This window comes from Paracoccus sp. SSJ (assembly GCF_030234105.1).
Classification (GTDB): domain Bacteria; phylum Pseudomonadota; class Alphaproteobacteria; order Rhodobacterales; family Rhodobacteraceae; genus Paracoccus; species Paracoccus denitrificans.
The window spans coordinates 38,929-62,930 of the sequence record NZ_JASSPE010000016.1 but is presented as its reverse complement, the minus strand read 5'-3'; the positions used below and the strand labels follow the sequence as shown (position 1 = coordinate 62,930).

The following is a 24,002-nucleotide window of genomic DNA, read 5'->3' as shown; positions in this document are numbered from 1 at the left end:
GTCAACCCAGCGTTTCGCGCAGTGCCGCAGCGGTGACATCGACGATCACATCCGCCTCGGCCTCGGTCAGGCAGAGCGGCGGGGCAAGGCCGACGATGTCGCCCTGCGGCATCGCTCGCGCGATCACGCCGCGCTTGAGCATGGCGCCGACCACCTTGCCGCCAATGCCCTCGGCCGCGTCGAAGAAACCGCGCGTATCGCGGTCGCGGACCAGCTCGACGGCGCAGAGCATGCCCTCGCCGCGAATCTCGCCCACGTTCGGGTGATCGCCAACTGCCGCCCGCATGCGATCGTTCAGGTAGCGGCCGACCCTGCCGGCATTCCCGACCAGCCCCAACTCGTCGATCAGCCGCAGGTTGGCGATGCCGGCCGCGGCACCGATGGGATGGGCGGAATAGGTCCAGCCATGGCCGAGCACGCCATATTCGTCGGTGCCCTGCATCAGCACCTCCCAGACCTTCTGCCCGACGATGCTGCCCGACAGCGGCGCATAGGCCGAGGTCAGGCCCTTGGCGCAGGTGATGATGTCAGGGGTCATGCCGTAATGGTCGCTGCCGAACATGCTGCCCAGCCGGCCAAAGCCCGTCACCACCTCATCGGCGATCAGCAGGATGTCGTGGCGCGCCAGCACCTTCTGGATCGCCTCCCAATAGCCCTTGGGCGGCGGCACGATACCGCCCGTGCCCAGCACAGGCTCGCCGATGAAGGCGGCGATGGTGTCGGCGCCCTCGGCGGCGATCAGTTTTTCCAGCTCATCGGCGCAATGGGCGCTGAACTGTTCCTCGGACATGCCGGCGTCCTTGCGGCGATAGTAATAGGGCGCCTCGGTATGGATCACCTGCGCCAGCGGCAGGTCGAATTTCTTGTGGAACAGCTCCAGCCCGGTCAGCGAGCCGGTCATCAGCCCCGACCCGTGATAGCCCCGCCAGCGCGAGATGATCTTTTTCTTCTGCGGCAACCCGCGGATGTTGTTGTAATACCAGACCAGCTTGACATTCGTCTCGTTGGCATCCGAGCCGCCAAGGCCGAAATAGACCCGCGCCATGTGCCTGGGCGCCCGGTCCATGACCATCTTGGCCAGCGTGATCGAGGCTTCCGAGCCGTGCCCGGCATAGGCGTGATAATAGGCCAGCTCGCGCGCTTGCGTCGCGATGGCCTCGGCGATCTCGGGCCGGCCGTAACCCACGTTTACGCAATAAAGCCCGGCAAAGCCGTCCAGCAGCCGGTTGCCGTCGCGGTCGGTGACATAGACGCCTTCCGCGCCCGAGACGATGCGCTGCGGACCCTCGCCGCGCGCGAACTGGCCGAGATTGGTCGAGGGGTGGAACAGGCTCTCGCGGTCCCACTTGGACAGTTCGTCATTGGTCAGCATCATGCTCTCCTTGTCTCTGCCCAGTCGCGGCAGACGTATTTGATCTCGGTGAAGGCTTCGAGCCCGTGGCGGCTGCCCTCGCGGCCCAGCCCGGACTGCTTCATGCCGCCAAAGGGGATCGGCGCGCCGGTGACCTTGGTGCGGTTCACCGCGACCATGCCGAACGACAGCGCGCGCGACAGGCGATAGATGCGGCGCGGATCGCGGCTGTGGACATAGGCGACAAGCCCGTATTCGGTGGCGTTGGCGATACCCACCGCCTCGTCCTCGGTCTCGAAGGGGGCGATGGCGGCGACGGGGCCAAAGGTCTCCTCGCGAAAGACCAGCGCCTCGCCCGGCACGTCGGCCAGCACGGTCGGGCGATAGAACAGCGGTCCCTGCGGATCGCGGGCACCGCCGGTCAACAGGCGCGCGCCACGGGCCAGCGCGTCGGCGACATGTTCCTCTTGCTTGCGGACCGCGCCCTCGTTCATCAAGGGGCCAAGGTCGCGATCCTCGACCCCCGGCCCCAGCGCCAGCGCGGCGGCAGCGGCAGTGAAGCGGCGGCAGAACTCTTCATAAATCGGCCGCTCGATCAGGAAGCGGTTGGCGCCCAGGCAATCCTGCCCCGAGGTGGCGAACTTGGCCTTGATCGCCTCGTCCACCGCCAGGTCGAGGTCGCAATCGGCAAAGGCGATGAAGGGGGCATGGCCGCCCAGTTCCAGCACCAGCCGCTTTACCGTATCGGCGCTTTGGCGATAAAGCAGCTTGCCCACCTGCGTCGAGCCAGTGAAGGAAAGCGCCCGCACACGCGGATCGGCGCACCATTCGCCGACGATCTCGGGCGCGTCCCCGGTCACCACGTTGAAGACTCCGGGCGGAAAGCCCGCGCGATCCGCCAGTTCCGCCAGTGCGGTCGCCGACAGCGGCGTCTCGGCCGAGGGATGCACCACCACGGTGCAGCCCGCCGCCAGGGCCGCCGCCGCCTTGCGGGTGATCATGGCGCAAGGGAAATTCCAGGGCGTGACCAGCGCCGCGACGCCCAGAGGTTCGCGCCACAGTTCCATCTCGGCAGTCGAAAGATGCGAGGTCACGCTTTCGATGTTCGGCCGCTTGGCTTCCTCGGCATAGAACTCGACGAAGCTGGCGGCATAGTCGATCTCGCCGCGCGATTCAGACAGCGGCTTGCCCTGCTCGGCGGTCATGATCCGCGCCAGGTCCTCGCGCGCATCCACGATCAGCCGGTGCCAGCGCATCAGCACGGCGGCGCGCTCCTGCGGCAGAAGCGCCGCCCAGCCCGCGAAAGCCGCCTGCGCCGCATCGACCGCCGCGCGGGCCTGCGCCGCATCCAGCCGCGCCACCTGCGCAATGGCCGTGCCGGTCGCGGGGTCGGTGACGGCGAAACGCTCGCCCCCCAACCAGACGCCGTTCACGAAGGCATCCTCGCGCATCAGGGTCTTGTCGGTAATCATTCGTCGACCTCCACGCCGATGACGGCGACGCAATCGCCGGGTTTCACGATGCCGGGGAAATGCCGCGCCATCATCAGGCCGGCGCGGCCGGCGGGAACCGTGACCGGGGCAAGGCCGGTGCGCGTCACCGGAAAGATGCGGGCGACGGGCTGGCCCTTTTCCACGGCATCGCCAAGATCGGCCAGGAACTCGATCAACCCGCCATCCTCGGCAAAGGTGAAGCAATCCGCATCGGGCATGTCGAGCCATCGCGTCGGCTGCGCCGCGACCTCGCCCCGCATCACGCCCGCCGCGACCAGCAGGTTGCGCAGGCCCCGCTTGGCGATCCCGGCGGTGCGGGCGGACGCCGTGCCGCCGCCGCCAAGTTCGGTGGTGACGAAGACCTTGCCCATTTCCTCGGCCGCGGTGTCATACATGCCGACCGCGTCGATCTCGAGCATCCTGACCGACCATGGCGCCCCGAAGGCGCGCACAAGATCGAAGGCAGCCGCCTGCTGCCGCTTGTCGGGCAGGATATGGGCGGCGCAATAGGGCAGGAAATCCAGCGTCTTGCCGCCGGAATGGAAATCCAGCACCACATCCGCCATCGGCAGCAGCACGCGCTGGAAATAGTCCGCGATCTTCTGCGTGACCGTGCCGTCCGGCCGCCCCGGAAAGCTGCGGTTCAGGTTGCCCCGGTCGATGGGCGAGGTGCGGGTGGCCGCCGCGAAGGCCGGATAATTCATCGCCGGCACGATGATGAGGCGGCCGGTGACGTCTTCGGCCCTGACGGTCGCGGCCAGGTCGAACAGCGCGATCGGCCCTTCGTATTCGTCGCCATGATTGGCGCCGGTCAACAGTGCCGTCGGCCCCTCGCCGTTGTTGACCACGGTGATCGGGGTCATGATCGACCCCCAGGCCGCGTCGTCGCGCGAATGGGGCAGGCGCAGGAAGCCGTGGCCGACCCCCGGCGCCGCGAAATCCACCGTCGCCGCGATGGGCGAGGGCGCGGGCTGCATCTGCAACATGGCCCTAGTCCTTCACGAACAGTTGCCGCGGGACATCGGCAAGACATTCCACGCCGGTCTCGGTGATCAGGATCGACTCGGTGATCTCCAGCCCCATGTCCTCCAGCCACAGGCCGGTCATGAAATGGAAGGTCATGCCGGGTTGCAGCACGGTGCGGTCGCCGGGGCGCAAGCTCATGGTGCGCTCGCCCCAGTCCGGCGGATAGCTGACGCCGATGCCGTATCCGGTGCGGTTGTCCTTGACGATGTCGTATTTCGCCAGGACGTCGAAGAAGCCCTTGGCGATGTCCTCGCAGGTATTGCCGGGCTTCGCGGCGGCGAGCCCCGCCTCCATCCCCTCCAGCGTCGCCTTTTCCGCGTCCAGGAAAGCCTGCGTCGGCTTGCCCAGGAACACCGTGCGCGACAGCGGCACATGATAGCGGTGATAGCAGCCGGCGATCTCGAAAAAGGTGCCCTCGCCCGCCTTCATCGGCTTGTCGTCCCAGGTCAGATGCGGCGCCGAGGCATCGCGCCCGGACGGCAGCAGCGGCACGATGGCCGGATAGTCGCCGCCGATCCCATCGACGCCGCGGGTGCCGGCGTCATAGATCTCGGCCACCAGGTCGCATTTGCGCATCCCCACCTGCACCTTGTCGAGGATGCGGGCATGCATCGCCTCGACGATCCGCGCGGCATTGCGCATATAGGCGATCTCCTGCGGCGACTTCACCGCGCGCTGCCAGTTCACCAGCGCGGTGCAATCGGTAAGCCTCGCATCGGGCAGGTTCGCCACAAGGCTGGCAAAGGCGGCGGCGGTGAACCAGTAATTGTCCATCTCGACGCCGATGCGCTTCGCGCCCCAGCCCTTGTCGCGCAGGATGCCCGACAGATGGTCCATCGGGTGCATCGCCGGATTCTGCACGTAATGGTCGGGATAGCCGACGATGTTCTCGGGCTTCAGATAGGCGGTCAGCTTCGCGCCGTTCGCGTCCTGCCCGCGGCCATACCAGATCGGCTCGCCCTCGGGCGGCACCACAACGCATTGATGGACATAGAAGGACCAGCCGTCATAGCCGGTCAGCCAGTTCATGTTGGAGGGATCGGTGACGATCAGCAGATCGACGCCCTTTTCCTCCATCGCCCGGCGGGTCTTGGCGAGGCGCTGCGCATATTCCTCGCGGGTGAACTTCGATGCGACGTCTGTCATGGCGGTTTCTCTTACAGGGTGAAGGTGCGGCCGGCCCCGGCCTTGCCCGCGCGGGCAAGCGCCAGGGTGGCGATGGCGGTGTCCTGGATGCCGGTGCCGGTCAGGTCGGCCAGGGTGATCTGGGCGGAATCGGTCCGGCCGGGGCGCTGTCCGGCCAGGATCTGGCCAAGCTCGGGGAAATCCCGCCCGACCAGCGGCGAGTGGTGCAGTTCGCCCAAGGCCCGGGTCTGCGACAGGCGGTCGGCGACGTAATGGGCGGCGGCGATCAGGGCCGGCGCGATTTCGTTCTTGTGCCCGGCATCCGAGCCCATGGCGGTGACATGGGTGCCGGGGGCGATGTCGGCGGCGCTCAGGATCGGGCTTTCGGACGGCGTGGTCGTGACCACCAGATCGGCATCCCGTGCAGCCTCGGCCACGCTGGCGCCGGCGGTCACGGGAATGCGCAGGATGGCGGTCATTTCGGCCGCGAAAGCCTGCGCCTTGGCGGGATCGCGCGCCCAGACCCGCACGCCGGTCAGCGGGCGGACCAGCGCCAGCGCCTGCAACTGCATCCGCGCCTGCATCCCGGCACCAAGGATCGCCGCCGTGGCCGCATCCGGTCGGGCCAGTGCATCGGCGGCCACCGCCCCGGCGGCGGCGGTGCGCACATCGGTCAGATAGCCGTTGTCCAGAAGCAGCGCCTCGACCAGCCCGGTGCGCGAGGACAGCACCACCATCATGCCGTTGGTCGAGGGCAGGCCAAGCGCCGGGTTGCCGAAGAAGCCCGGCGAGATCTTGATGGCGAAATGCGTAAGCCCCGGAACATAGGCGGTCTTGACATCGACCTCTCCCCGATGCTCGGGGATGTCCAGGCGCAGAATCGGCGGCATTGCCACGGGTTTCGTCGCCAGCGCGACAAAGGCGTCGCGGATGCAGGCGACGGCCTCGGCGTCCAGCGGCACCAGGGCGCGCAGATCCGTCTCGGTCAGGATGGTCACGGGCGGTCTCATGCGGCCTCCGCCATGATGCGGGCATGCAGCGCGGGGTCGATATTCGCGCCGGAAAGGATGGTGACGGTCGGGCCCTGCGGGACGAACTTGCCCGCCAGCAGCGCGGCGGTGCCGACGCTGGCCGCGCCCTCGACGACATGGCCGGCGCGGCCCAGATGGCGGATGCCCTCGGCGATCTCGGCCTCGGTCAGCAGGATCGCATCGTCCAGCAGGTCGCGGCAGATCGCAAAGGTCACGCGGTTCTGCAACCCGATGCCGCCGCCAAGGCTGTCGGCGAGGCTGGGGCTTTCGGCAACCTCGACCGGATGGCCGGCGGCAAGGCTCGCGGCCATCGCGGCGCCGTTCTCCATGGTCAGGCCGATGACGCGCGTGGCGGGCGACAGCGCCTTGATCGCCACCGCGACCCCGGCCGCAAGCCCGCCGCCGGACAGCGGCACCAGCACCGCATCGGGGGTCAGGGGCGCGATCTCCGGCCCCAGCGTGCCCTGGCCAGCGACCACCGCCTCATGGTCGAAGGGCGGGATCTCGGTCATGCCCTCTTGCGCCACGGCGCGGGCGACCTCGACCATCGCCTCGTCCTGGCTTGCGCCGGTGATGCGGACCGTGGCCCCCAGGTCGCGGATCGCCTGGACCTTGTTGCCCGGCACCAGCCGCGACAGGCAGACGGTGGCGGGCACGCCCAGCGCGCGGGCGGCATGGGCCAAGGCGCGGCCGTGATTGCCGGTCGAGGCGGTGACCACGCCGCGCGCCAGCGCATCGGGCGCAAGCGACAGGATCGCGTTGGTCGCGCCGCGCAGCTTGAAGGCGCCGGTGGCCTGGCGGTATTCGCATTTCAGCCAGACCGGCTGGCCCAGCCGCGCCGACAGCACCTCGTCACGGACCATCGGGGTTTCCACCACATGGCCCCGGATGCGCCCGGCGGCGGCGCGGATGTCGTCCAGCGTCACGCTCATGCCAGCCTCATCAACTGTCCGGGCGCCATCGGCCCGGAGATGCCGCAGGCCCGCGCCGCGGCCCAGAGCGTCGCCGAATTAGCCGAGACCACCGGCACGCCCAGCGCATCCTCGATCCGGTCGATGATCGCGGCCGCGCGGACGGCGGTGCAGGCGACAAACAACGCCTGGCTGCCCGGCGCCAGCGCGGCGCGCGCGGCCTCGACGATCGTCGCATGGGAAATCCGCGCCATCTCGCGGTCGTCGGTCAGGTTCAGGCAGGACACGCCTTGCAGCACGAAACCACCCGCCTCGAAGCATTCCGCCATCGGCTGGGTCGTCCGGGGAGTATAGGGGGTCAGCAGCGTGATCCGCCCTGCCTCCAGCGCCCTGAGCGCAGCGAAACCGGCCGAGATCGGCGTGATCGGTTCCGCCGAGGGCTTGCCCAGCCGGATCGCGTCCCGCACGGCCTGATCCCCGATCACCACCGAGGCCGAGGTGCAGCTATAGACCACCGCATCCAGTTCCTCGTCGGGCAGGATCAGCGCAGCAGCCGCCGTCACGTCGCGCGCCATGGCGGCCAGCGTCTCGGGCGTCACCGGGTTGGCAAAGGGGATGCGGGTGGCATAGACGCCCACGCCATGCGCCGGCAGGGCCGAGAAATCGACCTCGGTCGTGTGGTCGGTGGCCAGCGTCACCAGACCGACGCGGCGCGGCAGCGGGCGTTCGTCAAGGGCGACGGGAACGGACAGGACAGTCACCGCGAAATCCTCCCATAACGGCGTTCCAGCCAGCGCAGGCCGATGACCGAGATCAGGCTGACGACCAGGAACATCACGCCGACCAGCGTCATCGGCTCGACATAGCGATAGGAGCTGTTGGCCACCGACTTGGCCTGGTTCATCAGTTCCAGCACGGTGATCGCGGAAAGCAGCGGCGTTTCCTTGAACATGGCCAGCAGGTAGTTCGCCATGGCCGGGATCATCGGCGGCAGGGCCTGCGGCAGCACGACATGCAGCCAGGTCTGGCGCGTGGTCAGGTTGGTGGCCTTGGCCGCCTCCCATTGCCCGCGCGGCACCGCCTCGATGCCGCCACGATAGACCTCGGCGGCATAGGTCGCGTAATGCAGCCCCATGCCGATCACCCCGGCGGTCAGCGCCGGCAGGCGGATGCCCAGATCGGGCAGCACGTAGAAGATGAAGTAAAGCTGCACCAGCAGCGGCGTGCCGCGGATGAACTCGACCACGAAGCCGGTGGTGCGGGCGACCAGCCGGTTGGGCGAACGGCGCAGGATGGCAAAGACCAGCCCCAAGACGGCGGCGACCATCGCACCAAGCACCGTGGCGATGAGGGTGATCCGAAAGCCGGCCAGCAGGGTCGGCATGATGGACCATGCGAAATCCCAGTCCCATTCCATCTCAGCGCACCCCGTCCAACCCGCGCGTCACCCGCCGCTCCAGCCGGCGCATGCCGAATGAAAGCGCCGAGGACATGGCGAAATACAGCAGCAGGATGGTGACGAAGGGCATCAGCGTGCTGCCGGTCTGCGAGCGCACCACCTGCGCCTGGAAGGTCATGTCCGAGAGCGAGATCAGCGAGACGACCGAGGTGGCCTTCAAAAGCTCGATGGCGTTGTTGCCGAAGGTCGGCAGCATCAGCGGCAGCGCCTGCGGCAGGATGATGTGGCGCATGCGCTGGAACCGCGTCAGGTTGACGGCGACGCAAGCCTCGTGCTGGTCACGCGGCACGGCCAGGATGGCGCCGCGCACCACCTCGGCCCCATAGGCGCCGACGTTCAGCCCCAGCGCCATCACTCCCGCCTGCATCGGCGTCAGTTCCGCCCCGGTCATCGGCAGCACGAAATAGATCCAGAACAGCTGCACGAAGATCGAGGTGCCGCGGAAGAACTCGATATAGGCGGTCGCCAGCCAGCGAACCGCGGCGTGGCGCGAGATGCGGCCCAGCCCGGCGACGAAGGCCACGACCAGCGCCAGGGCCGAACCCATCAGGGTCAGCTTGACCGTGACCCAGGCCCCCATAAGGATGAGTGTCAGATATCCTGCCCAGTCGCCCATGCGCCGTGCCTGCCCTTCTGTCGTTGTCGGGTGGGCGGGGACGACCCCCGCCCCGATGTCACTGGGCGGCGCAGAGGGCGTCGCGAGTGGTGGACATGGCCGCAGCCGCCGAGAAGCCGTAGGGCTCGACGATGGCAGCGAATTCGCCCGATTCCTTCAGCTTGGCCAGTTCCACGTCGAAGGCGTCGCGCAGTGCCGTGTCCTTCTTGTTGAAGGCGGCGCCGTCGCAATAGACCGGGGCGCCCTCGACCGGGGCAAAGACCTCGAGGTTGGCGTCGCCGGACTTCGCCAGCAGGTCGTTCAGCGACAGGACCGGCAGCGAATAGGCGTCGATGCGGCCGTCCTGCACCATCTTCAGCCCCGATTGCGGATCGGGCACCACGACCAGCCGGTCGCGCGGCACGCCGGCATCCAGCGCCAGCTTTTCCTCGGTGCCGCCGCCGGGAGCACCCAGCCGGGCCGAGGCGTCGTTCGCGATATCGGCATAGGAGTTGAAGCCCTTGGGATTGCCCTTGGGGACCAGGAGCGCCTCGGCATCGCAGAGGATCGGCTCGGAATAGGCGACCGCGTTGCAGCGCTCCGGCTTCATGAACAGGCCCGCGGTGATCGCATCGACGCGCCCGGCCTGAAGGCTGGGGATCATCGCGCCATATTCGGCGATGGACGCCTCCAGATCCTTGATGCCCAGCTTTTCGAACACCGCGCGGGCCACGTCCGGCGCCGCGCCCGAGACCTTGCCGTCCGAGGCGACGGCGGTATAGGGCGGCTCGTTGCCGATGGCGATGCGGACATAGCCCTGTTTCTGCAGGTCCTCCAGCTTGTCGGCCAGGGCGGGCAGCGGCACGGCCAGAAGGGCCGCGGCAATCAGGCATTTCTTCATCATTCTCTCCTGTCGGGTTGGCATCACACGCGCTGTCCTGCGGCGATGATCTTGCGCAGGAAGGACTTCGTGCGGTCCTCTTGCGGCGCGGTGAATATCTGGGCGGGCGGGCCCTGCTCGACGATGCGGCCCTTGTCGAAGAACAGCACGCGATCGGCGAAATCATGGGCGAAACCCATCTCATGGGTGACCAGCAGCATGGTCATGTCGGTCTCGGCGGCCAGGCGCTTCATCACCTCCAGCACTTCCTCGACAAGCTCGGGGTCCAGCGCCGAGGTCACCTCGTCGAACAGCATGATCTGGGGCTGCAAGGCCAGGGCGCGGGCGATGGCGACGCGCTGCTTCTGGCCGCCGGAAAGCTGGCTGGGCATGTAGTCTGCCTTGTCGGACAGCCCCACCATGTCCAGAAGCTCGCGCGCGCGCTTTTCGGCGACGGCGCGAGCCTCGCCCTTGGTCAGCATCGGCGCAAGCGTGATGTTCTGCAGCACCGACTTGTGCGGGAACAGGTTGAAATGCTGGAACACCATGCCGATGTGACGGCGCATCTTGTGTAGGTGCGCCTCGTCCGCCGGCACCTCGGCGCCGCTTCGTTGCATGTGGTAAAGCGGCTCGCCGCACACCTCGATGCGCCCGCCCGAAATATCCTCGAGCGTCATCAGGATGCGCAGGATGGTGGTCTTGCCCGAGCCAGAGGGGCCGATCAGCGCCAGCTTCTCGCCCTTCATCACGTCGAAATTCAGCCCGTCGATGACGGTCAGCGTCCCAAAGGACTTTCGCAGGTTCTGGATGCGAATGATCGGCTGGTCCAAAAGCGTCCCCCTTGCTGTCCAGAGGAACTTTGCAGCGAGATTAAATCAGGTCAATATTTAAATAATATCATAACAATTTTCTAGTGTAATCTGCCCATCAAATCAGCGGAAGCAGGGGTTCGGCGCTGCCGCCCAGGGTCTCGGCCACCAGAGTAAGGCCCCGGCGCAACTCATCCGCCCCGGTCGAGCCGAGCGCGATTCGCACCGCATCCCGCCTGCCGCGCTCGCTCAGCCGAAAGGCCCGGCCCGAGGCGACGGCAACGCCGCGCTGGCGGGCCTGGGCCACGAACTCCTCTTCGTCGCGGCCGGGAGGCAGTTCCAGCCAGATATGCAGGCTTTGCGGATGGGCGCGGAACGGCGCCGCGCCCAGAACCTCGCGCGCAATGCGGTGGCGGGCGCCCAGCGCCTCGCGCTGCCAGAGGATCAGCCGGTCCACGGTGCCGTCGCCGATCCAGTGGCTCAGCAACTCGACCATGGCGGGGGTGGCCATCCAGTTCGTCACCAGATGCCGATTGGCCGTGGCCGAGGCAAGGCGCGCCGGCGACAGCAGCCAGGCCACCCGCAGGCCGGGCAGCGTGGTCTTGGTAAAGCCGTTGATATGCAGAACCCGCTCGGGCGCCAGGGCCGCCATGGGCGGCGGCCGGTCCGGTATCATCACGTTCAGCATGTCGTTCTCGATGACCAGCAGGTCGTGGCGGCGGGCGATGGCGGCCAGTTCGGCGCGACGCTCGGCGCTGCTCATGATCGCCATCGGATTGATCGCCGCCGGCTGCATGTAAAGCGCGCGCAGGCTGCCCTTGCGCGCCAGATGGTCCAGCGCCTCGGGCACGATGCCGTCCTCATCGACCGGCAGTCCTTCCAGATGCAGGCCCAGATACTTGCATAGCGGCATCAGCAGGTGATGGGTCAGCGCCGCGGCGGCCAGCGTGTCGCCGGCGGGCACTGCGCTCATGACCGCGGTGGTGATGGCCGAAGTGGCGCCGTCGGTGATGGTGATGTTTTCGGGCTGGGCGTCGATTCCGCCGCGGCGCAGCCAGTCGGCGGCGATCTGCCGGTGCTGCGGCAGGACCGAGCTGGGCCGGAAGGACAGCGCCGCCGGTACGGGCAGGTTCTCGGCCACCCAGTGCAGCCCCTCGCGAAAGGTCTCCACATGCATCCGCTCGGTCACGGGCTTGAGGATCGACAGGTCGATAAGCTCGCCCAGCCGCTCGGCCAGATAGGGCGGCGTATTCTCGGAACCCGGCGGCAGCACGAAAGATCCGCGCCCGACCTCTCCGACCACAAGGCCGCGGCGGATCAACTCTTCATAGGCGCGCGAGACGGTCTGGACCGACAGCCCCAGATCATCGGCCAGCCGGCGCTGGGGCGGCAGGCGGGTTCCGGCAGGCAGCATGCCATCGCGGATCGCCCGCGCATATTGCTCGGCAAGGGAAAGATAGGCCGGGCGATGCAAGCCGCTGGGGTCAGGGGTCCATATTGTCATGAAGCAAGGCCGAGACAATCTATTTCACAGGCCATAATGCTATGATTTATCGAACCGGCCTGCAATCGCCCTCTTGCGGCCGAGGAACTTGACGTCTCGCATGGGCCAAGCCGACGAGCAGCAGGCCAAAACGGCCTGCCGCAGCAATCGGGAAAGGCGCGATCGACGACCTGCGCCTAGCGCAGATGCTTGCCCTTGGTTTCCGGGGCCCAGAATATGGACAGAACCAGGCCGAGAAGCGGAAAGCCCGCCATCATCACCAACGTCGCCGAGAAACCGAACTTCTGCAGCAGCCAGGGCAGCAGGTACGTCACCCCCGCCGCCGATATCCGCGAGAAGGCGGCCGAGAAGCCGATGCCGGTCGCGCGGATATGGGTGTCGAAGATCTCGGGCGGATAGACGAACTGGATGTTGTTCGCGGCCGGGGCGACGAACATGTAGGTCGCAAACAGCGCCACGACGACCCAGGTCGGCGCCTGCGGGAACAGGCCCAGCGCCAGGAAGGTCAGCAGCACGATCACGAAGGTCCAGATCACGAAGCCGCGCCGGCTCATCCAGTGCAGCAGGAAGACGCCGACAACCGCACCGGCGATCTGGATGGCGTTCAGCGACATGTCGACCGCGGTCGCATCCCGCAGGCCCAGCGATTCGAGCACCGGGGCCAGGAAGGTGAAGATACCGAAGAAAGGCCCGACCTGGCAGAACCAGAAGAGGCCGGAGTAAAGCGTCTGCCGCCAGGTCTCGGCCGTGAAAAGCTCGCGCGGGGAGGCGTGGTGGGGGTTCGGATCGACATCGGGGATCGCGTATTCCGAACCGAAATGCTTGTCGACGATGGCCCGTGCCTCGGCATCACGGCCCTGCGCCTTCAGCCACATCGGGGTTTCGGGCAGGGTCATCCGCAGGACAAAGGTAATCAGCGCCGGGATCACACTCGATGCCAGCAGCATGCGCCAGTTGTCGCCGTCATAGAACGAACCGACGACGAAGGCGACGGTGAAGCCCACCTGCCAGCCGATGGAAAAGCAGCCCAGCAGCACGCCCCTGCCCTTGCGGCGCGAAAACTCGGCCAGCACCGAGGAGCCTACGGCATATTCCACGCCGATCGCCAACCCCAGCGCCAGCCGGATCGCGACCAGTTGCCAGACATCCTGCACGAAGATCTGCAACACCGACAGCACGATGAACGCTGCCAGGTTCCAGCCGAAGACTGGCCTGCGGCCGAAACGATCCGCCAGGTTGCCGAAGAACAGCCCGCCGATGAACACGCCGATCAGCGCACTGGAGGCGATCAGGCCCTGGCTGATCGCAGAAAGCTGCATTTCCTGCCTGGCGATGGACAGGGCCGGCCCGACGATGCCAAGCACATAGCCGTCCAGAACCGCCCCGCCCAGCACTGCGGCCGCCGCCACGATATGGATCGGCTTCAGCGGCGCCTCGTCAATCGGCAGCCGCCCGAAAGCATCCCGCATCGCGGGCCCGCCGGGCAAGATCGATATAGCCATGGAATACCTTCCTGAATTCAAGATCGGACGTTCCGCTGAAGGCTGGCGGGCGGTCCCCTATACGCATCGTGCTTTCCATGGCCCCCCACCGGCGTGGCTCCTCCACGGGTCCATGAAATTGCCGGCCGTGCAGCTTCGGGCACTCCGGGGCTGCACCAGCCTGTCCTGGCCGCCGGTGCCTGGACGCGCGGCCCCATCCTCCCCGAACGCTCGGCCTGGACAGGTTGTCGACCAGGCGGCCGAAGCCCATGCCGCCGGAAGGCCCGGCGGGCGAAGGCAAGGCCCGGCATCTGCTTTCAATCGGCCGGGGCTGATGACCGGTCATGTTCGCCCGGGCGCCCCGCAACCCGGACACGCGGCTTATTTCCCGACGGGCCCGTTGGAGCAAACGAGAATATTCTCTCAGAAAGCATTAGAATTTCTAACGCCACCGTCCTTTTGCGGCTGGAACGCCGATGGCGAATGCGAAGCATCCTGTCCGACGCGCCGTTACTGCCCTGGTTTCGGGTTGACCCGGGATCGCGCTGGCAGGAACCTTGCGCGGATGGAACAGTCGCCGCCCGCAGGAAACCTTATGTCCAATTGTCGCCCCATCGTGCTGTCCGACGATCACGTCGCCCGCGTGGCTTCGGCCGAGGAGGGGCTGTTGCACGATCCGCGCTGGCGGATGCTCGAGGACGCCGACCTGGACCTGCTGGCCGACAGGCTCACCCGGGGGCGGCCGCGGCCCATCCCGGTCTTTGCCTACGGCTCGCTGATCTGGAACCCCGGCTTTGCCGTCGGCGGGCGCCGCCGCGCCACCGCCATCGGCTGGCATCGCCGCTTTTCGATCTCGCTCGACCATTTCCGCGGCACGCCCGAGCGGCCCGGGCTGATGCTCGCGCTGGCCTCGGGCGGCAGTTGCGAGGGGCTGGTCCTCGACATCGCCGAAGGGACCGAGGCGCAGTCGCTCCGCGCCATCCTGCGGCGCGAACTCGTCGCCCATGAACTGTCCGCCAATGCCTGCTGGATCGAGGTCGAGACCGACTGCGGCCGCGAGGATGCGCTGACCTTCTATGCCGACCCGGTTGGCACGCAACTTGCCGAACTCACGGTCGAGGAACAGGCGCAGCGGTTGGCCCGCGCGGCAGGTGCCGCCGGATCGGGCGCCGAGTATCTGTTGCGCACGGCCCGGGGGCTGGCGGAAATCGGCATCCATGACGACTATATCTGGACGCTCCAGCAGCTCGTGGCCGAGGAAATCGACGCCGGAACGGCAGAGCCCGAGGAACGGCCCGGCGAATGATCGCCTTGCAGCGATCAAGCCCGGCATGAGGCGCGGAAGCCGGCAAGGCGTGGCTGAGGGGCTAGCCGGCAACTACACCGGCTTCCCCTGCCCGACCGAACCGCGAAGGATCAGGTCGGGCCGCGACACTTCACATATAGGCTCGGGGGCAAGCCTGCCCTCGAGCCGGTCGATGAGGATCTCGGCCAGACGGCGCCCTGCCATCTCGACGGATTGCTGGGTGGCGGTCAGTGCAGGGGCGAAGTCCGCCGCCGAAATGCCGCGCAGCTGGTCGTCATGGGCCACCACCGACAGATCCTTGCCGATGGTCCGCCCCGCCTCGGCCGCGGCGCGATAGACGCCTTTCGCCAGGAAGATCGAACCGCAGATGATCGCCGTCGGCGGCTCGGGCAAGGACAAGAGCCGGGCGCCTAATTTCAGCCCGTCCTCTTCCGTCATCGCGGTTTCCAGAACCAGATCCGGGTCGACGGGCACATGACGGCCTTCCATCGCGGCGCGATAGCCCGCGTCGCGGGCCGCGGCATAGCGAAACCGCCGATAAGAGTTCAGCGCCGCAATGCGCCTGTGCCCGTAATCGAGCAATACCTCGGCCAGCCGCCTGAAGATCTCGAAGTTGTCCACATCGACATAGGAACAGGAGATGTCGACGTCGCTGCGGCCATGCACGACGAAGGGGATGCCGGTCCCGGCCAGCAGCGCGATGCGGGGATCATGCACCAGCGGCCGGGTGATGATCAGCCCATCGACCATCCGCGACGTCGCCAGCCGGCGCAGCACCGAGGATTCGTCGTCGCGAAACGGGGACAGGAGGAGGTTGTAGCCGCGTTCGGTCACCACGTCGCTGATCCCGCTGAGCACATCGACGAAATTCGTCTGGACAAGGCGCAGGCGCTCCAGCGGGAAGACCAGCCCGATGGCCTCGGTCCGGCCGATGGCCAGGCCGCGCGCCCGGGCATTGGGGGCATAGCCCATGCGCTTTGCGGCCTGCGCCACCCGTTCGCGGGTAGCCGCGGGAATCGAGGGGTGATTGCGCAAGGCGCGGCTGACCGTCGATTGGGACAGGCCCAGTTCGTCCGCCACCACCTTCAGGCCGATGCCCTGTCCGTGATTCGGGCGATCAATGGCCATGTCATTCCCTTCGCTTGCGCAGCGTATTCTTTAAAAAATCAGGATATTTCTTGAGTTTCATCGGGTCAATCCCCTGTTGGTCGCGAAAGCTTACACAAGCGCTTGTGTACCCTCGGGAGGAGACCCATGACCCGCATCGCCCTGACCGGCACCGCAAAGCTGCGCCTTGCCGCAGCCGCCCTTGCCTGCGCCACCGCACTCGGCCCCAGCGTCGCTTCGGCGGATGTCGAGATCGAATATTGGCAATACGTCTTTGACGCCCGCGTGAAGGCGATGGGCACGCTGATCGACATGTTCGAGGCCGAGAATCCCGGCATCACCGTGAAGCAGGTGACCTTCCCCTATGCCGACTACCAGACCCGCGTGGTTGCGGCCCATGTCGTCGGCAAGGGGCCCGATGTCGTGCAGCTTTCTACGGCTGGATCGACAATTTCGTGGATGGCGGCATCCTGCAACCGCTGCCCGAGGATGCCTTTCCCGCAAGCGCGATCGAGGCGGAGTTCTTTCCGATCGTGGAGGCGATGAAGCGCAACGACCAGTATTACGCGCTGCCCACGGCGGTGCGGACCATGGCGCCGTTCTACAACAAGAAGTTGCTTGCCGAAGCCGGCGTGACCGAGCCGCCCAAGACGCTGGACGAGTTGGTCGAGGTCGCGAAAAAGACCGCCAGGCAGGACAATGGCGGCAATCTGGTCCTGACCGGGATCGCGCTGGACATCGCCCGGCAGGACCATCACTGGTGGCGGACGATCCTGACCCCCCAATATGGCGGCGCGCCCTATTCGGAGGACGGCACGACCGTGACCTACGACAGCGAAGCCGGGTTGAAGGCCCTGGACTATTACCTGGCGCTGCAGACCCAGCACAGGGTCGGCAAGGAAGGCTTCATGGACGAAGGCCAGGCCGCCTTCCGCGCCTGGCTGGCCGCGATGGTGGTGGACGGAACCTTCCGCCTGGCCAGCTATGGCACGATCGGCAGCTTCGAATGGGGTGTGGCCGAGCTTCCGGCGGCAGCGGATGGCACGCGTGCCAACTATGCCAGCTATTTCGCCAATGGCATCGGGGCCTCGGCCTCGGGCGAGGAGCTTGAGGCGGCGAAGAAGTTCCTGGCCTATATCTCGTCGCCGGCCGCGATGGAGCTTTGGCAGAAGGAGGTGGGCGAACTGCCCGCCCGCAAGGATGTCGCCATGACCGAGGCGAACCTTGCCGATCCGGTCTTCGGCCCGTTCATCCGGGCGCTGGATTATTCGCAGACCACCCGTTTCGTGGACGAGGCCGCGCAACGCCAGATCGCCATCGACATGGTGAACCGGGCGCTGCTGCAAGGCCAGAGCCCGGCGGATTCGCTGGCCGAGGCCGAACAGGCCCTGCTGGACAAGCATTTCTCGAAATGACCCGTCGGTCCCGGCCCTCATCCGGGCCGGGACCCTTCGCGGCTTCAAGCATCCAGGAACATGTTATGACACCATCCGACCATCGCGGCGGAGGGACGGGTTCCCTGCGCCTGTGGGACAGGCTGTCGGTCACGACCAAGCAGATCGTCTGGGCATGGCTTTTCCTTGCCGTCCCGATCCTGTTCTTCGGCGTCGTGCGCTTCTATCCCACCCTGCAAGCCTTCTGGCTGTCCCTGACCGACTGGGACCTGCTGAACGAGGCGAACTTTATCGGCCTCGACAATTATCACAAGATGCTGGCCGACCCGCTGTTCTGGCAGGTATTCCGCAATACCTTCGCCTATTTGCTGATCGGCACGCCCATCAGCATCGCGGTCTCATTCGTGATCACCTATTACCTCGACCGCGTGCGCTTCATGCACGGCACGATCCGGGCGCTGTATTTCCTGCCCTTTCTGACCACCGCGGCCGCGATGGCCTGGGTCTGGCGGCTGTTCTACCAGCCGCCGCCCATCGGCATCATCAACGGCTTCATCGGCATGCTGGGCTTTGAGGCGCAACCCTTCCTGCGCTCGACCGAACAGGCGCTGCCGGCCATCATGGTCACGGCGATCTGGGCGGGCCTGGGCTTCCAGATCATCATCTTCCTTGCCGGGCTGCGCGCCATCCCCACGACCTATTACGAGGCCGCGCGGGTGGACGGGCTGGGCGAATTCACCATCCTGCACCGGATCACCCTGCCTTTGCTGAAGCCGACCACGGTGTTCCTTGTCGTGTTCTCGTCCATCGGCTTCCTGCGGATCTTCGACCAGGTCTACAACATGACCAGCAACGATCCGGGCGGGCCGCTGAATTCGACCAAGCCGCTGGTGCTGATGATCTATCAGACCGCGTTCTCTTCATACCAGATGGGCTACGCCGCGGCACAGACCGTCGTTCTGTTCACCATCCTGCTGGCCATCACCATGATCCAGCTCTGGATCCTGCGGAGCCGTTGAGATGAGCCGATCCGCAACCGCCCTTGCCCCGCGCATCATCCGCCCCGGCGCGATCATCGCCTGGACCTGCCTGTTCATCGGCGGGGTCATCATGGTCACGCCGCTGTTCTTCATGTTCTCGACCTCGCTGAAATCGGCGGGCGAGGTGTTCGACCTGCGCCTGATCCCGGCCAACCCGACGCTGCAGAACTATATCCGCGTGCTGTCGGACGGCCGCTTCCTCGGCTGGTTCCTGAACTCGACCCTGATCGCGGTGATCACCACGGTCTCGTGCCTGTTCTTCGACAGCCTCGTCGCCTACACGCTGGCCAAGTTCTGCTTTCCGGGCCGCAGGCTGGTCTTCCTGGCGATCCTGTCCACGCTGATGATCCCGACCGAAATGCTGGTCATCCCGTGGTATCTGATGTCGAGCAGCCTGGGCTGGACCGACACCTATTGGGGCATCATGTTCCCCGGCCTGATGACCGCCTTCGGCGTCTTCCTGATGCGCCAGTTCTTCGAGACGGTGCCGAACGATTTCCTGGAGGCGGCGCGGATCGACGGGCTGAACGAATTCACCATCTGGTGGCGCATCGCCATGCCGCTGGTGACACCGACGCTGTCGGCATTGGCGATCTTTACCTTCCTCGGCAACTGGACCGCCTTCTTCTGGCCGCTGATCGTCACCACCGACCGCGATCTCTACACGCTGCCGGTGGGGCTCTCCAGCTTCGCGGTCGAGCAATCCATCCAGTGGGAGATGATCATGACCGGGGCGGCGCTTTCGACCATCCCGACCCTGCTGATCTTCCTGTTCTTCCAGCGCTATATCGTCCGCGGCGTCATACTGGCCGGCGTGAAGGGCTGACCATGACCATCGTTTCCGACACCTTCCCCGATCCGGTCTATCGCGACACGGTGCTGATGCCGCTGTTCGACGGCGCACGGCTGGGCCATGCCCAGGCGCTGCGGCAGGTGGACAAGGCCCATCTGGTGATGCTGACTGAGACCGGCATCCTTACCCCCGCGCAGGCAGGCGCCATCGCCGACGGGCTGCGCGCCGTCTGGACCGAAAACGACCCCGCCGCCATGCGCTATGCCGGCGATGTCGAGGATTTCTTCTTCGCCATGGAAAAGGCGCTGAAGGCGAAGATCGGCCCCGACCTGGGCGGGCGCCTGCATACGGCACGTTCGCGCAACGACATCGACCATACGCTGTTCCGGCTGGGGCTGAAGCCCAGGGTCGAGGCGGCGCTGGCCGAGGGTCGCGCGGCGCTGGCCCAACTTCTGGACACCGCCGGGCGCGAGGCCGGAACGCTGATCTTCGCCTATACCCACGGCCAGCCCGCGCAGCCGACCACGCTGGGCCATTACCTTACCGCCGTGGCCGAGGTGATGCTGCGCGACCTGGCCCGGATCGAGGCCGCGCTGGAGATCGTGGACCGCTGCCCCCTGGGCGCGGCGGCGATCACCACCACCGGCTTTCCGACCGACCGGCACCGGGTGGCGCAACTGCTGGGCTTCGCGGCGTCCTTGCAGAACTCCTATGGCTGCATCGAGACGGTGGATTACATCTCGGCGACCTATTCGGCGCTGTCGCTGATGCTCCTGCATCTGGGCCGCCCGGTCCAGGACTTGCAGTTCTGGAGCAGTTTCGAGGTCGGGCAGATCCGCCTGCCGGGCGGACTGGTGCAGATCTCCTCGATCATGCCGCAAAAGCGCAACCCGGTCGCTATCGAGCATCTGCTGCATCTGGCCAGCCTGGCCTGGGCGCGCAGCAATGCGGTGCTAGACATCCTGCACAACACTCCCTTCACCGACATGAACGACAGCGAGGGCGAAACGCAGGAATTCGGCCATCAGGCCTTCGACACCGCGCTACGCGTGCTGGGCCTGTTCGGCCGGGTCATGGCCGCGTTGAAGGTCGATGGGGTGCGCGTAGCCCGCAACCTGCGCCTGTCCTGCGCCACGGTGACCGAACTTGCCGACATGCTAGTGCGCGAGGCGGGCCTGTCCTTCCGCACCGCGCATGAGATCGCCTCCGAGATCGCTGGCGTCGTGGTGGCGGCGGGCGAGGACCTGTCCGCCGACGGTTATCCGCATTTCCGCCGCGCCTATGAGGCCGCGACGGGCCAGACGCCGGACATGGATGCCGCGGCCTTTGCCCAGGCCACGTCTGCCTCGCGTTTCGTCGCCGTGCGCGACCGCTTCGGCGGCCCGGCCCCGGCGGCGCTGCAACCGGCACTGGCGGGCTATCACGCGGAATTGCAGGCCCTTGAAGACCGTGCCGCCGCCCGTGCCGCACAAAACCGCACGGCGGCGGAAGCCCTTGAACAATCCTTCAATCAGCTCTCGGGAGGAGCATGATGGCGAGCATTACCCTCGACAAGATCGTCAAGAACTACGGCGCCTCGACCGCCGTCCATGGTATCGACCTGCAAATCGCCGACGGCGAATTCGTGGTGCTGGTCGGCCCCTCGGGCTGCGGCCAGTCCACCACGCTGCGCATGATCGCCGGGCTGGAAAGCATCTCGGGCGGCACGCTGAAGATCGGCGACCGCATGGTGAACCATATGGAGCCCAAGCAGCGCAATATCGCCATGGTGTTCCAGAACTATGCCATCTACCCGCATATGACGGTGCATCAGAACATCGGCTTCGGGCTTTACACCTCGAAACTGTCCAAGGCCGACAAGGATGCCCGCGTGCAGGAGGCGGGAAAGATCCTTGGCCTGTCCCACCTGCTTGAACGCCGTCCCGCTGCCCTGTCCGGCGGCCAGCGCCAGCGCGTCGCCATCGGCCGCGCCATGGTGCGCGATCCGCAGGCGTTCCTGTTCGACGAGCCGCTGTCGAACCTCGACGCGCAACTGCGCGGCCAGATGCGGCTGGAAATCAAGCAACTCCATCAGCGTCTTGGCAGCACCATCGTCTTCGTGACGCACGACCAGGTCGAGGCGATGTCCATGGCCGACCGCATCGTGGTCATGCGCGACGGTCGCATCCTGCAGGTCGGCGCGCCGATGGAGCTTTACAACCGGCCCGCCGACATGTTCACCGCCCGCTTCATCGGCAGCCCCGAGATGAACATGCTGGATGCGACCTGTCCGGCGATAGCCTCGCCTTCGGCGCCAACGCAGGCAAGATCAGCCTGGTGCCGGACGCGCTGCCACCGGAACTGCGCAGAGCGTCCGCGTCCCGCGTCGCCATCGGCATCCGTCCGCAGGATCTGGCGCCGCTCGATGCCGAAACGACTGGCGCAGCGCTGGTATTGCACGGCACGGTCCGGGTGGCCGAGCCGCATGGATCCGAGACCTTCGTGCATCTGGACCTGCCCTCGGGCAGCGTGATCGCCCGGGCGCCGGCAGCGGCGACCTATCGGCCCGGCGACACGGCAAGCTTCAAGGCGGATCGGCATTGCATCCGCTATTTCGATCGCGAGACCGAAAAGCTGGTCGCATAGGCCGCCTCTCGACCCCACGACAAGCACCCGTCAGGCGACGAATATCGCCTGATGGACTGCCGCACCCGGGATGGGATCAGCGGCTATCCGCCGCAAGCGCCGCCAGGACAGCGTCCGCGCTTCTGGCATTCACCGCCAGTCGGACATCGTAAAGGATCGCCAGCCGCAGCAGCGATTTCACGTCCACGTCATGCGGTAATGCGGACAGCGGATCGATGAAGAAGATCAGGTTCCTCAGCCGCCCTTCGGAAATCATCGCCCCCAGCTGCGCGTCGCCACCAAGAGGCCCACTGAGAAGCCGTGTCACCTCAAGCCCGGTCGCCGCGTGGATCCGCGTCCCGGTGGTTCCGGTGGCGACCAGTGACAGCGGCCGCAGCAGATCGATCCGCTCCTCGACCCACGAGATCATATCGTCCTTCTTGCCGTCATGCGCGACAAGAGCCAGATCGGCATGAATATCCATACGCATCCTCTGCCTGGCTGCTTCGTTAGCGCTATCATAGCAATCCGACAGCCAGAAGTCGAACCAGGGATGAGGCGCATCGGAAATAATGTGGCGCCCTTACATGCCTCGTCAGTCAGCCGGCAGCGGCGGAACGCCGTCCTTCCAGGCCTGCCAATCCGCCACGATCCGATCCACCAGAGGCGCACCGGCCAATGCGATATTCTCGGCGGTTTCCGCAAAACCACCTGCCGTTTCGCCGGGCGCGGGATCAAGATGCTGAAGCGTGGTCTCGTTCGGGTTCTGGCGCGCCGTGATATCCGCCTTGCGGTAATTCACGGCGACCTGATCGGCGATCAGCGGGTTCTTGGCGCGGATGCGCAGGATGGCGCCATGAGCCACGACACAATACTGGCATTGGTTGAGATTGCTGGTCGCCACCACGATCATCTCGCACTCGGCCTTGCTGAGATTGCCGGGCTTGTCCATCAACGCGTCATGATAGGCGAAGAACGCTCGAAACTCGTCTGGACGATGCGCAAGCGTCAGAAAGACGTTCGGGACGAAGCCCGATTTCTCCTGCACCGCCAGAATGCGGTCCCGGATGTCGTCGGGCATGTCAGCGATGTCCACAGAACATCAGAGATCACTGAGCGGAACGATGACGCGACCGCGCACGGCACCGGCGATGAGTCGTTCGGAAACGTCGATGACATCCTCGAGCGCGATGCGGTTCGTCATGGCGTCCAGCACGCTCGGGTCGAGATCCTGGCCAAGGCGCCGCCAGGCTTCGCGCCGTTCGGCGGGCGGGCACATGACACTGTCGATGCCCGTCAGCGTGACGCCGCGCAGGATGAAGGGCGCGACCGTGGCTGGGAAATCCATGCCGCCTGCAAGACCGCAGGCCGCGACCACGCCACGGTATTTCATCGAGGCGCAGACATTGGCCAATACGCGCCCGCCCGCCACGTCTACGGCGCCCGCCCATTGCTCGCGGCCAAGCGGCTTGCCCGGTTCGCTGAAATCGGATCGCGGCAGGATGCGTTTCGCGCCCAGACCGGTCAGATAATCTGCTTCTTCGGGGCGGCCTGTCACTGCCACGACATGATAGCCCAGTTTTGCCAGCACCGCGACTGCGACGCTGCCCACGCCCCCGGCGGCACCTGTCACCAGCACCTCGCCGCTGTCGGGAGTGACGCCGTGGCGCTCCAGCGCCATCACGCACAGCATCGCGGTATAGCCCGCGGTACCGATGCTCATGGCCTGGGCGGGGGTTAAGGCGGGCTCCAGCGGGATCAGCCATTCGGCCTTCACCCGGGCCAGTTCGGCCAGCCCGCCCCAATGCACCTCGCCGACGCCCCAGCCATTCAGCACGACCTTGTCGCCGGCTCGGAAGGCGGCGTTGTCCGAATGCTCCACCACGCCCGCGAAATCGATGCCAGGCACCATGGGAAAGCGCCTGACCACCGGTCCCTTTCCGGTGATCGCCAGCGCATCCTTGTAGTTCAGCGTCGAGCAGGCAACGCGGACCGTGACGTCGCCATCGGGCAACTGGCTTTCGTCCAGTTCGGACAGCGACACTCGCTGCCCGCTGTCGTCTTTTTCTATCAGAAGCGCCTTGAACATGGTG

The 24,002-nt window shown here is 66.4% G+C and carries 23 protein-coding genes and 1 pseudogene; 7 read left to right on the top strand and 17 right to left on the bottom strand.

The features are described from left to right. Position 1 precedes the first annotated feature (1 nt). The 13 genes from QPR87_RS16710 to QPR87_RS16650 all read right to left on the bottom strand — a co-directional run bounded on the left by QPR87_RS16710 (position 2) and on the right by QPR87_RS16650 (position 13,686). Positions 2-1,372, bottom strand: a complete 1,371-nt coding sequence (locus QPR87_RS16710; protein ID WP_104493400.1) for an aspartate aminotransferase family protein — start codon at positions 1,370-1,372, stop codon at positions 2-4. Beyond that, positions 1,372-2,823 (bottom strand): NAD-dependent succinate-semialdehyde dehydrogenase, encoded by a 1,452-nt coding sequence (locus QPR87_RS16705; RefSeq protein ID WP_285050493.1) that lies wholly within the window; start codon positions 2,821-2,823, stop codon positions 1,372-1,374. Before QPR87_RS16705 ends, QPR87_RS16710 begins: the two co-directional genes overlap by 1 nt. Then, positions 2,820-3,830, bottom strand: a complete 1,011-nt coding sequence (gene doeB, locus QPR87_RS16700; protein ID WP_041529713.1) for a N(2)-acetyl-L-2,4-diaminobutanoate deacetylase DoeB — start codon at positions 3,828-3,830, stop codon at positions 2,820-2,822. The genes QPR87_RS16705 and doeB overlap by 4 nt, the downstream gene beginning before the upstream one ends. Before the next feature lie 4 nt (positions 3,831-3,834). Beyond that, a complete protein-coding gene (gene doeA, locus QPR87_RS16695; RefSeq protein WP_285050492.1) occupies positions 3,835-5,016 on the bottom strand; it encodes an ectoine hydrolase DoeA in 1,182 nt (393 codons plus the stop codon). Between the two features lie 11 nt (positions 5,017-5,027). After that, the gene (locus tag QPR87_RS16690; protein WP_285050491.1) at positions 5,028-6,005 is read right to left on the bottom strand and encodes a cyclodeaminase; all 978 of its coding nucleotides are present in this window, start codon (positions 6,003-6,005) and stop codon (positions 5,028-5,030) included. Then, positions 6,002-6,958 carry a hydroxyectoine utilization dehydratase EutB gene (gene eutB, locus QPR87_RS16685; protein ID WP_285050490.1) on the bottom strand — a complete coding sequence of 319 codons (957 nt, stop codon included), beginning with the start codon at positions 6,956-6,958 and terminating at the stop codon, positions 6,002-6,004. Before eutB ends, QPR87_RS16690 begins: the two co-directional genes overlap by 4 nt. Continuing rightward, a complete protein-coding gene (locus QPR87_RS16680; RefSeq protein ID WP_285050489.1) occupies positions 6,955-7,698 on the bottom strand; it encodes an aspartate racemase/maleate isomerase family protein in 744 nt (247 codons plus the stop codon). Before QPR87_RS16680 ends, eutB begins: the two co-directional genes overlap by 4 nt. Next, positions 7,695-8,354: an ectoine/hydroxyectoine ABC transporter permease subunit EhuD gene (gene ehuD, locus QPR87_RS16675; RefSeq protein ID WP_230998418.1), complete on the bottom strand. Its 660-nt coding sequence runs from the start codon at positions 8,352-8,354 to the stop codon at positions 7,695-7,697. Before ehuD ends, QPR87_RS16680 begins: the two co-directional genes overlap by 4 nt. 1 nt (position 8,355) lies before the next feature. After that, positions 8,356-9,012 (bottom strand): ectoine/hydroxyectoine ABC transporter permease subunit EhuC, encoded by a 657-nt coding sequence (gene ehuC, locus QPR87_RS16670; protein ID WP_011746629.1) that lies wholly within the window; start codon positions 9,010-9,012, stop codon positions 8,356-8,358. Between the two features lie 58 nt (positions 9,013-9,070). Beyond that, positions 9,071-9,892, bottom strand: coding sequence for an ectoine/hydroxyectoine ABC transporter substrate-binding protein EhuB (ehuB, locus tag QPR87_RS16665; protein ID WP_232290479.1), 822 nt, complete (start codon positions 9,890-9,892; stop codon positions 9,071-9,073). Positions 9,893-9,915: 23 nt separating this feature from the next. Next, the gene (ehuA, locus tag QPR87_RS16660; RefSeq protein WP_011746627.1) at positions 9,916-10,701 is read right to left on the bottom strand and encodes an ectoine/hydroxyectoine ABC transporter ATP-binding protein EhuA; all 786 of its coding nucleotides are present in this window, start codon (positions 10,699-10,701) and stop codon (positions 9,916-9,918) included. Positions 10,702-10,798: 97 nt separating this feature from the next. After that, entirely contained in the window at positions 10,799-12,184 is a 1,386-nt protein-coding gene (ehuR, locus tag QPR87_RS16655; RefSeq protein WP_011746626.1) for a MocR-like ectoine utilization transcription factor EhuR, read from the bottom strand. Positions 12,185-12,360: 176 nt separating this feature from the next. Continuing rightward, positions 12,361-13,686: an MFS transporter gene (locus QPR87_RS16650; protein ID WP_285050488.1), complete on the bottom strand. Its 1,326-nt coding sequence runs from the start codon at positions 13,684-13,686 to the stop codon at positions 12,361-12,363. Between the two features lie 574 nt (positions 13,687-14,260). Between QPR87_RS16650 and QPR87_RS16645 the strand changes: the two genes are divergently transcribed. After that, positions 14,261-14,971 (top strand): gamma-glutamylcyclotransferase, encoded by a 711-nt coding sequence (locus tag QPR87_RS16645; protein ID WP_285050487.1) that lies wholly within the window; start codon positions 14,261-14,263, stop codon positions 14,969-14,971. Between the two features lie 72 nt (positions 14,972-15,043). Here the strand turns inward: QPR87_RS16645 and QPR87_RS16640 are convergent, their stop codons facing one another. Next, positions 15,044-16,099 carry a substrate-binding domain-containing protein gene (locus tag QPR87_RS16640; RefSeq protein ID WP_285050486.1) on the bottom strand — a complete coding sequence of 352 codons (1,056 nt, stop codon included), beginning with the start codon at positions 16,097-16,099 and terminating at the stop codon, positions 15,044-15,046. 126 nt (positions 16,100-16,225) lie between these two features. Here QPR87_RS16640 and QPR87_RS16630 point away from each other — a divergent pair. From QPR87_RS16630 to QPR87_RS16605, 6 genes and pseudogenes are all read left to right on the top strand, one after another. Then, positions 16,226-17,493 (top strand): annotated as a pseudogene (locus tag QPR87_RS16630) (extracellular solute-binding protein). A gap of 65 nt (positions 17,494-17,558) precedes the next feature. Further along, positions 17,559-18,491: a carbohydrate ABC transporter permease gene (locus tag QPR87_RS16625; protein ID WP_285050483.1), complete on the top strand. Its 933-nt coding sequence runs from the start codon at positions 17,559-17,561 to the stop codon at positions 18,489-18,491. A 1-nt stretch (position 18,492) separates the two neighbouring features. Then, positions 18,493-19,338 (top strand): carbohydrate ABC transporter permease, encoded by an 846-nt coding sequence (locus QPR87_RS16620; RefSeq protein WP_285050481.1) that lies wholly within the window; start codon positions 18,493-18,495, stop codon positions 19,336-19,338. Between the two features lie 2 nt (positions 19,339-19,340). Continuing rightward, positions 19,341-20,837, top strand: coding sequence for an argininosuccinate lyase (locus QPR87_RS16615; protein ID WP_285050479.1), 1,497 nt, complete (start codon positions 19,341-19,343; stop codon positions 20,835-20,837). Next, complete coding sequence (locus tag QPR87_RS16610) at positions 20,837-21,817, top strand: ABC transporter ATP-binding protein (protein ID WP_285050477.1); 981 nt, start codon at positions 20,837-20,839, stop codon at positions 21,815-21,817. Before QPR87_RS16615 ends, QPR87_RS16610 begins: the two co-directional genes overlap by 1 nt. Then, on the top strand, positions 21,733-21,930 hold the full coding sequence (locus tag QPR87_RS16605; RefSeq protein ID WP_285050537.1) for a TOBE domain-containing protein: 198 nt from the start codon (positions 21,733-21,735) through the stop codon (positions 21,928-21,930). The genes QPR87_RS16610 and QPR87_RS16605 overlap by 85 nt, the downstream gene beginning before the upstream one ends. A gap of 76 nt (positions 21,931-22,006) precedes the next feature. Here QPR87_RS16605 and QPR87_RS16600 read toward each other — a convergent pair whose 3' ends face one another. The 3 genes from QPR87_RS16600 to acuI all read right to left on the bottom strand — a co-directional run bounded on the left by QPR87_RS16600 (position 22,007) and on the right by acuI (position 23,998). Continuing rightward, positions 22,007-22,393: a methylglyoxal synthase gene (locus QPR87_RS16600; protein ID WP_285050475.1), complete on the bottom strand. Its 387-nt coding sequence runs from the start codon at positions 22,391-22,393 to the stop codon at positions 22,007-22,009. Between the two features lie 111 nt (positions 22,394-22,504). After that, on the bottom strand, positions 22,505-23,005 hold the full coding sequence (locus tag QPR87_RS16595) for a peroxidase-related enzyme (RefSeq protein WP_285050473.1): 501 nt from the start codon (positions 23,003-23,005) through the stop codon (positions 22,505-22,507). A gap of 6 nt (positions 23,006-23,011) precedes the next feature. Further along, positions 23,012-23,998: an acrylyl-CoA reductase (NADPH) gene (gene acuI, locus QPR87_RS16590; protein ID WP_285050471.1), complete on the bottom strand. Its 987-nt coding sequence runs from the start codon at positions 23,996-23,998 to the stop codon at positions 23,012-23,014. Positions 23,999-24,002 lie beyond the last annotated feature (4 nt).

Bases quoted from the DNA above. Each gene is read 5' to 3' on its own strand.
- QPR87_RS16710 (WP_104493400.1), bottom strand. From the start codon at position 1,372: ATGCTGACCAATGACGAACTGTCCAAGTGGGACCGCGAGAGCCTGTTC.
- QPR87_RS16705 (WP_285050493.1), bottom strand. From the start codon at position 2,823: ATGATTACCGACAAGACCCTGATGCGCGAGGATGCCTTCGTGAACGGC.
- doeB (WP_041529713.1), bottom strand. From the start codon at position 3,830: ATGTTGCAGATGCAGCCCGCGCCCTCGCCCATCGCGGCGACGGTGGAT.
- doeA (WP_285050492.1), bottom strand. From the start codon at position 5,016: ATGACAGACGTCGCATCGAAGTTCACCCGCGAGGAATATGCGCAGCGC.
- QPR87_RS16690 (WP_285050491.1), bottom strand. From the start codon at position 6,005: ATGAGACCGCCCGTGACCATCCTGACCGAGACGGATCTGCGCGCCCTG.
- eutB (WP_285050490.1), bottom strand. From the start codon at position 6,958: ATGAGCGTGACGCTGGACGACATCCGCGCCGCCGCCGGGCGCATCCGG.
- ehuD (WP_230998418.1), bottom strand. From the start codon at position 8,354: ATGGAATGGGACTGGGATTTCGCATGGTCCATCATGCCGACCCTGCTG.
- ehuC (WP_011746629.1), bottom strand. From the start codon at position 9,012: ATGGGCGACTGGGCAGGATATCTGACACTCATCCTTATGGGGGCCTGG.
- ehuB (WP_232290479.1), bottom strand. From the start codon at position 9,892: ATGAAGAAATGCCTGATTGCCGCGGCCCTTCTGGCCGTGCCGCTGCCC.
- ehuR (WP_011746626.1), bottom strand. From the start codon at position 12,184: ATGACAATATGGACCCCTGACCCCAGCGGCTTGCATCGCCCGGCCTAT.
- QPR87_RS16650 (WP_285050488.1), bottom strand. From the start codon at position 13,686: ATGGCTATATCGATCTTGCCCGGCGGGCCCGCGATGCGGGATGCTTTC.
- QPR87_RS16645 (WP_285050487.1), top strand. From the start codon at position 14,261: ATGTCCAATTGTCGCCCCATCGTGCTGTCCGACGATCACGTCGCCCGC.
- QPR87_RS16640 (WP_285050486.1), bottom strand. From the start codon at position 16,099: ATGGCCATTGATCGCCCGAATCACGGACAGGGCATCGGCCTGAAGGTG.
- QPR87_RS16625 (WP_285050483.1), top strand. From the start codon at position 17,559: ATGACACCATCCGACCATCGCGGCGGAGGGACGGGTTCCCTGCGCCTG.
- QPR87_RS16620 (WP_285050481.1), top strand. From the start codon at position 18,493: ATGAGCCGATCCGCAACCGCCCTTGCCCCGCGCATCATCCGCCCCGGC.
- QPR87_RS16615 (WP_285050479.1), top strand. From the start codon at position 19,341: ATGACCATCGTTTCCGACACCTTCCCCGATCCGGTCTATCGCGACACG.
- QPR87_RS16610 (WP_285050477.1), top strand. From the start codon at position 20,837: ATGGCGAGCATTACCCTCGACAAGATCGTCAAGAACTACGGCGCCTCG.
- QPR87_RS16600 (WP_285050475.1), bottom strand. From the start codon at position 22,393: ATGGATATTCATGCCGATCTGGCTCTTGTCGCGCATGACGGCAAGAAG.
- acuI (WP_285050471.1), bottom strand. From the start codon at position 23,998: ATGTTCAAGGCGCTTCTGATAGAAAAAGACGACAGCGGGCAGCGAGTG.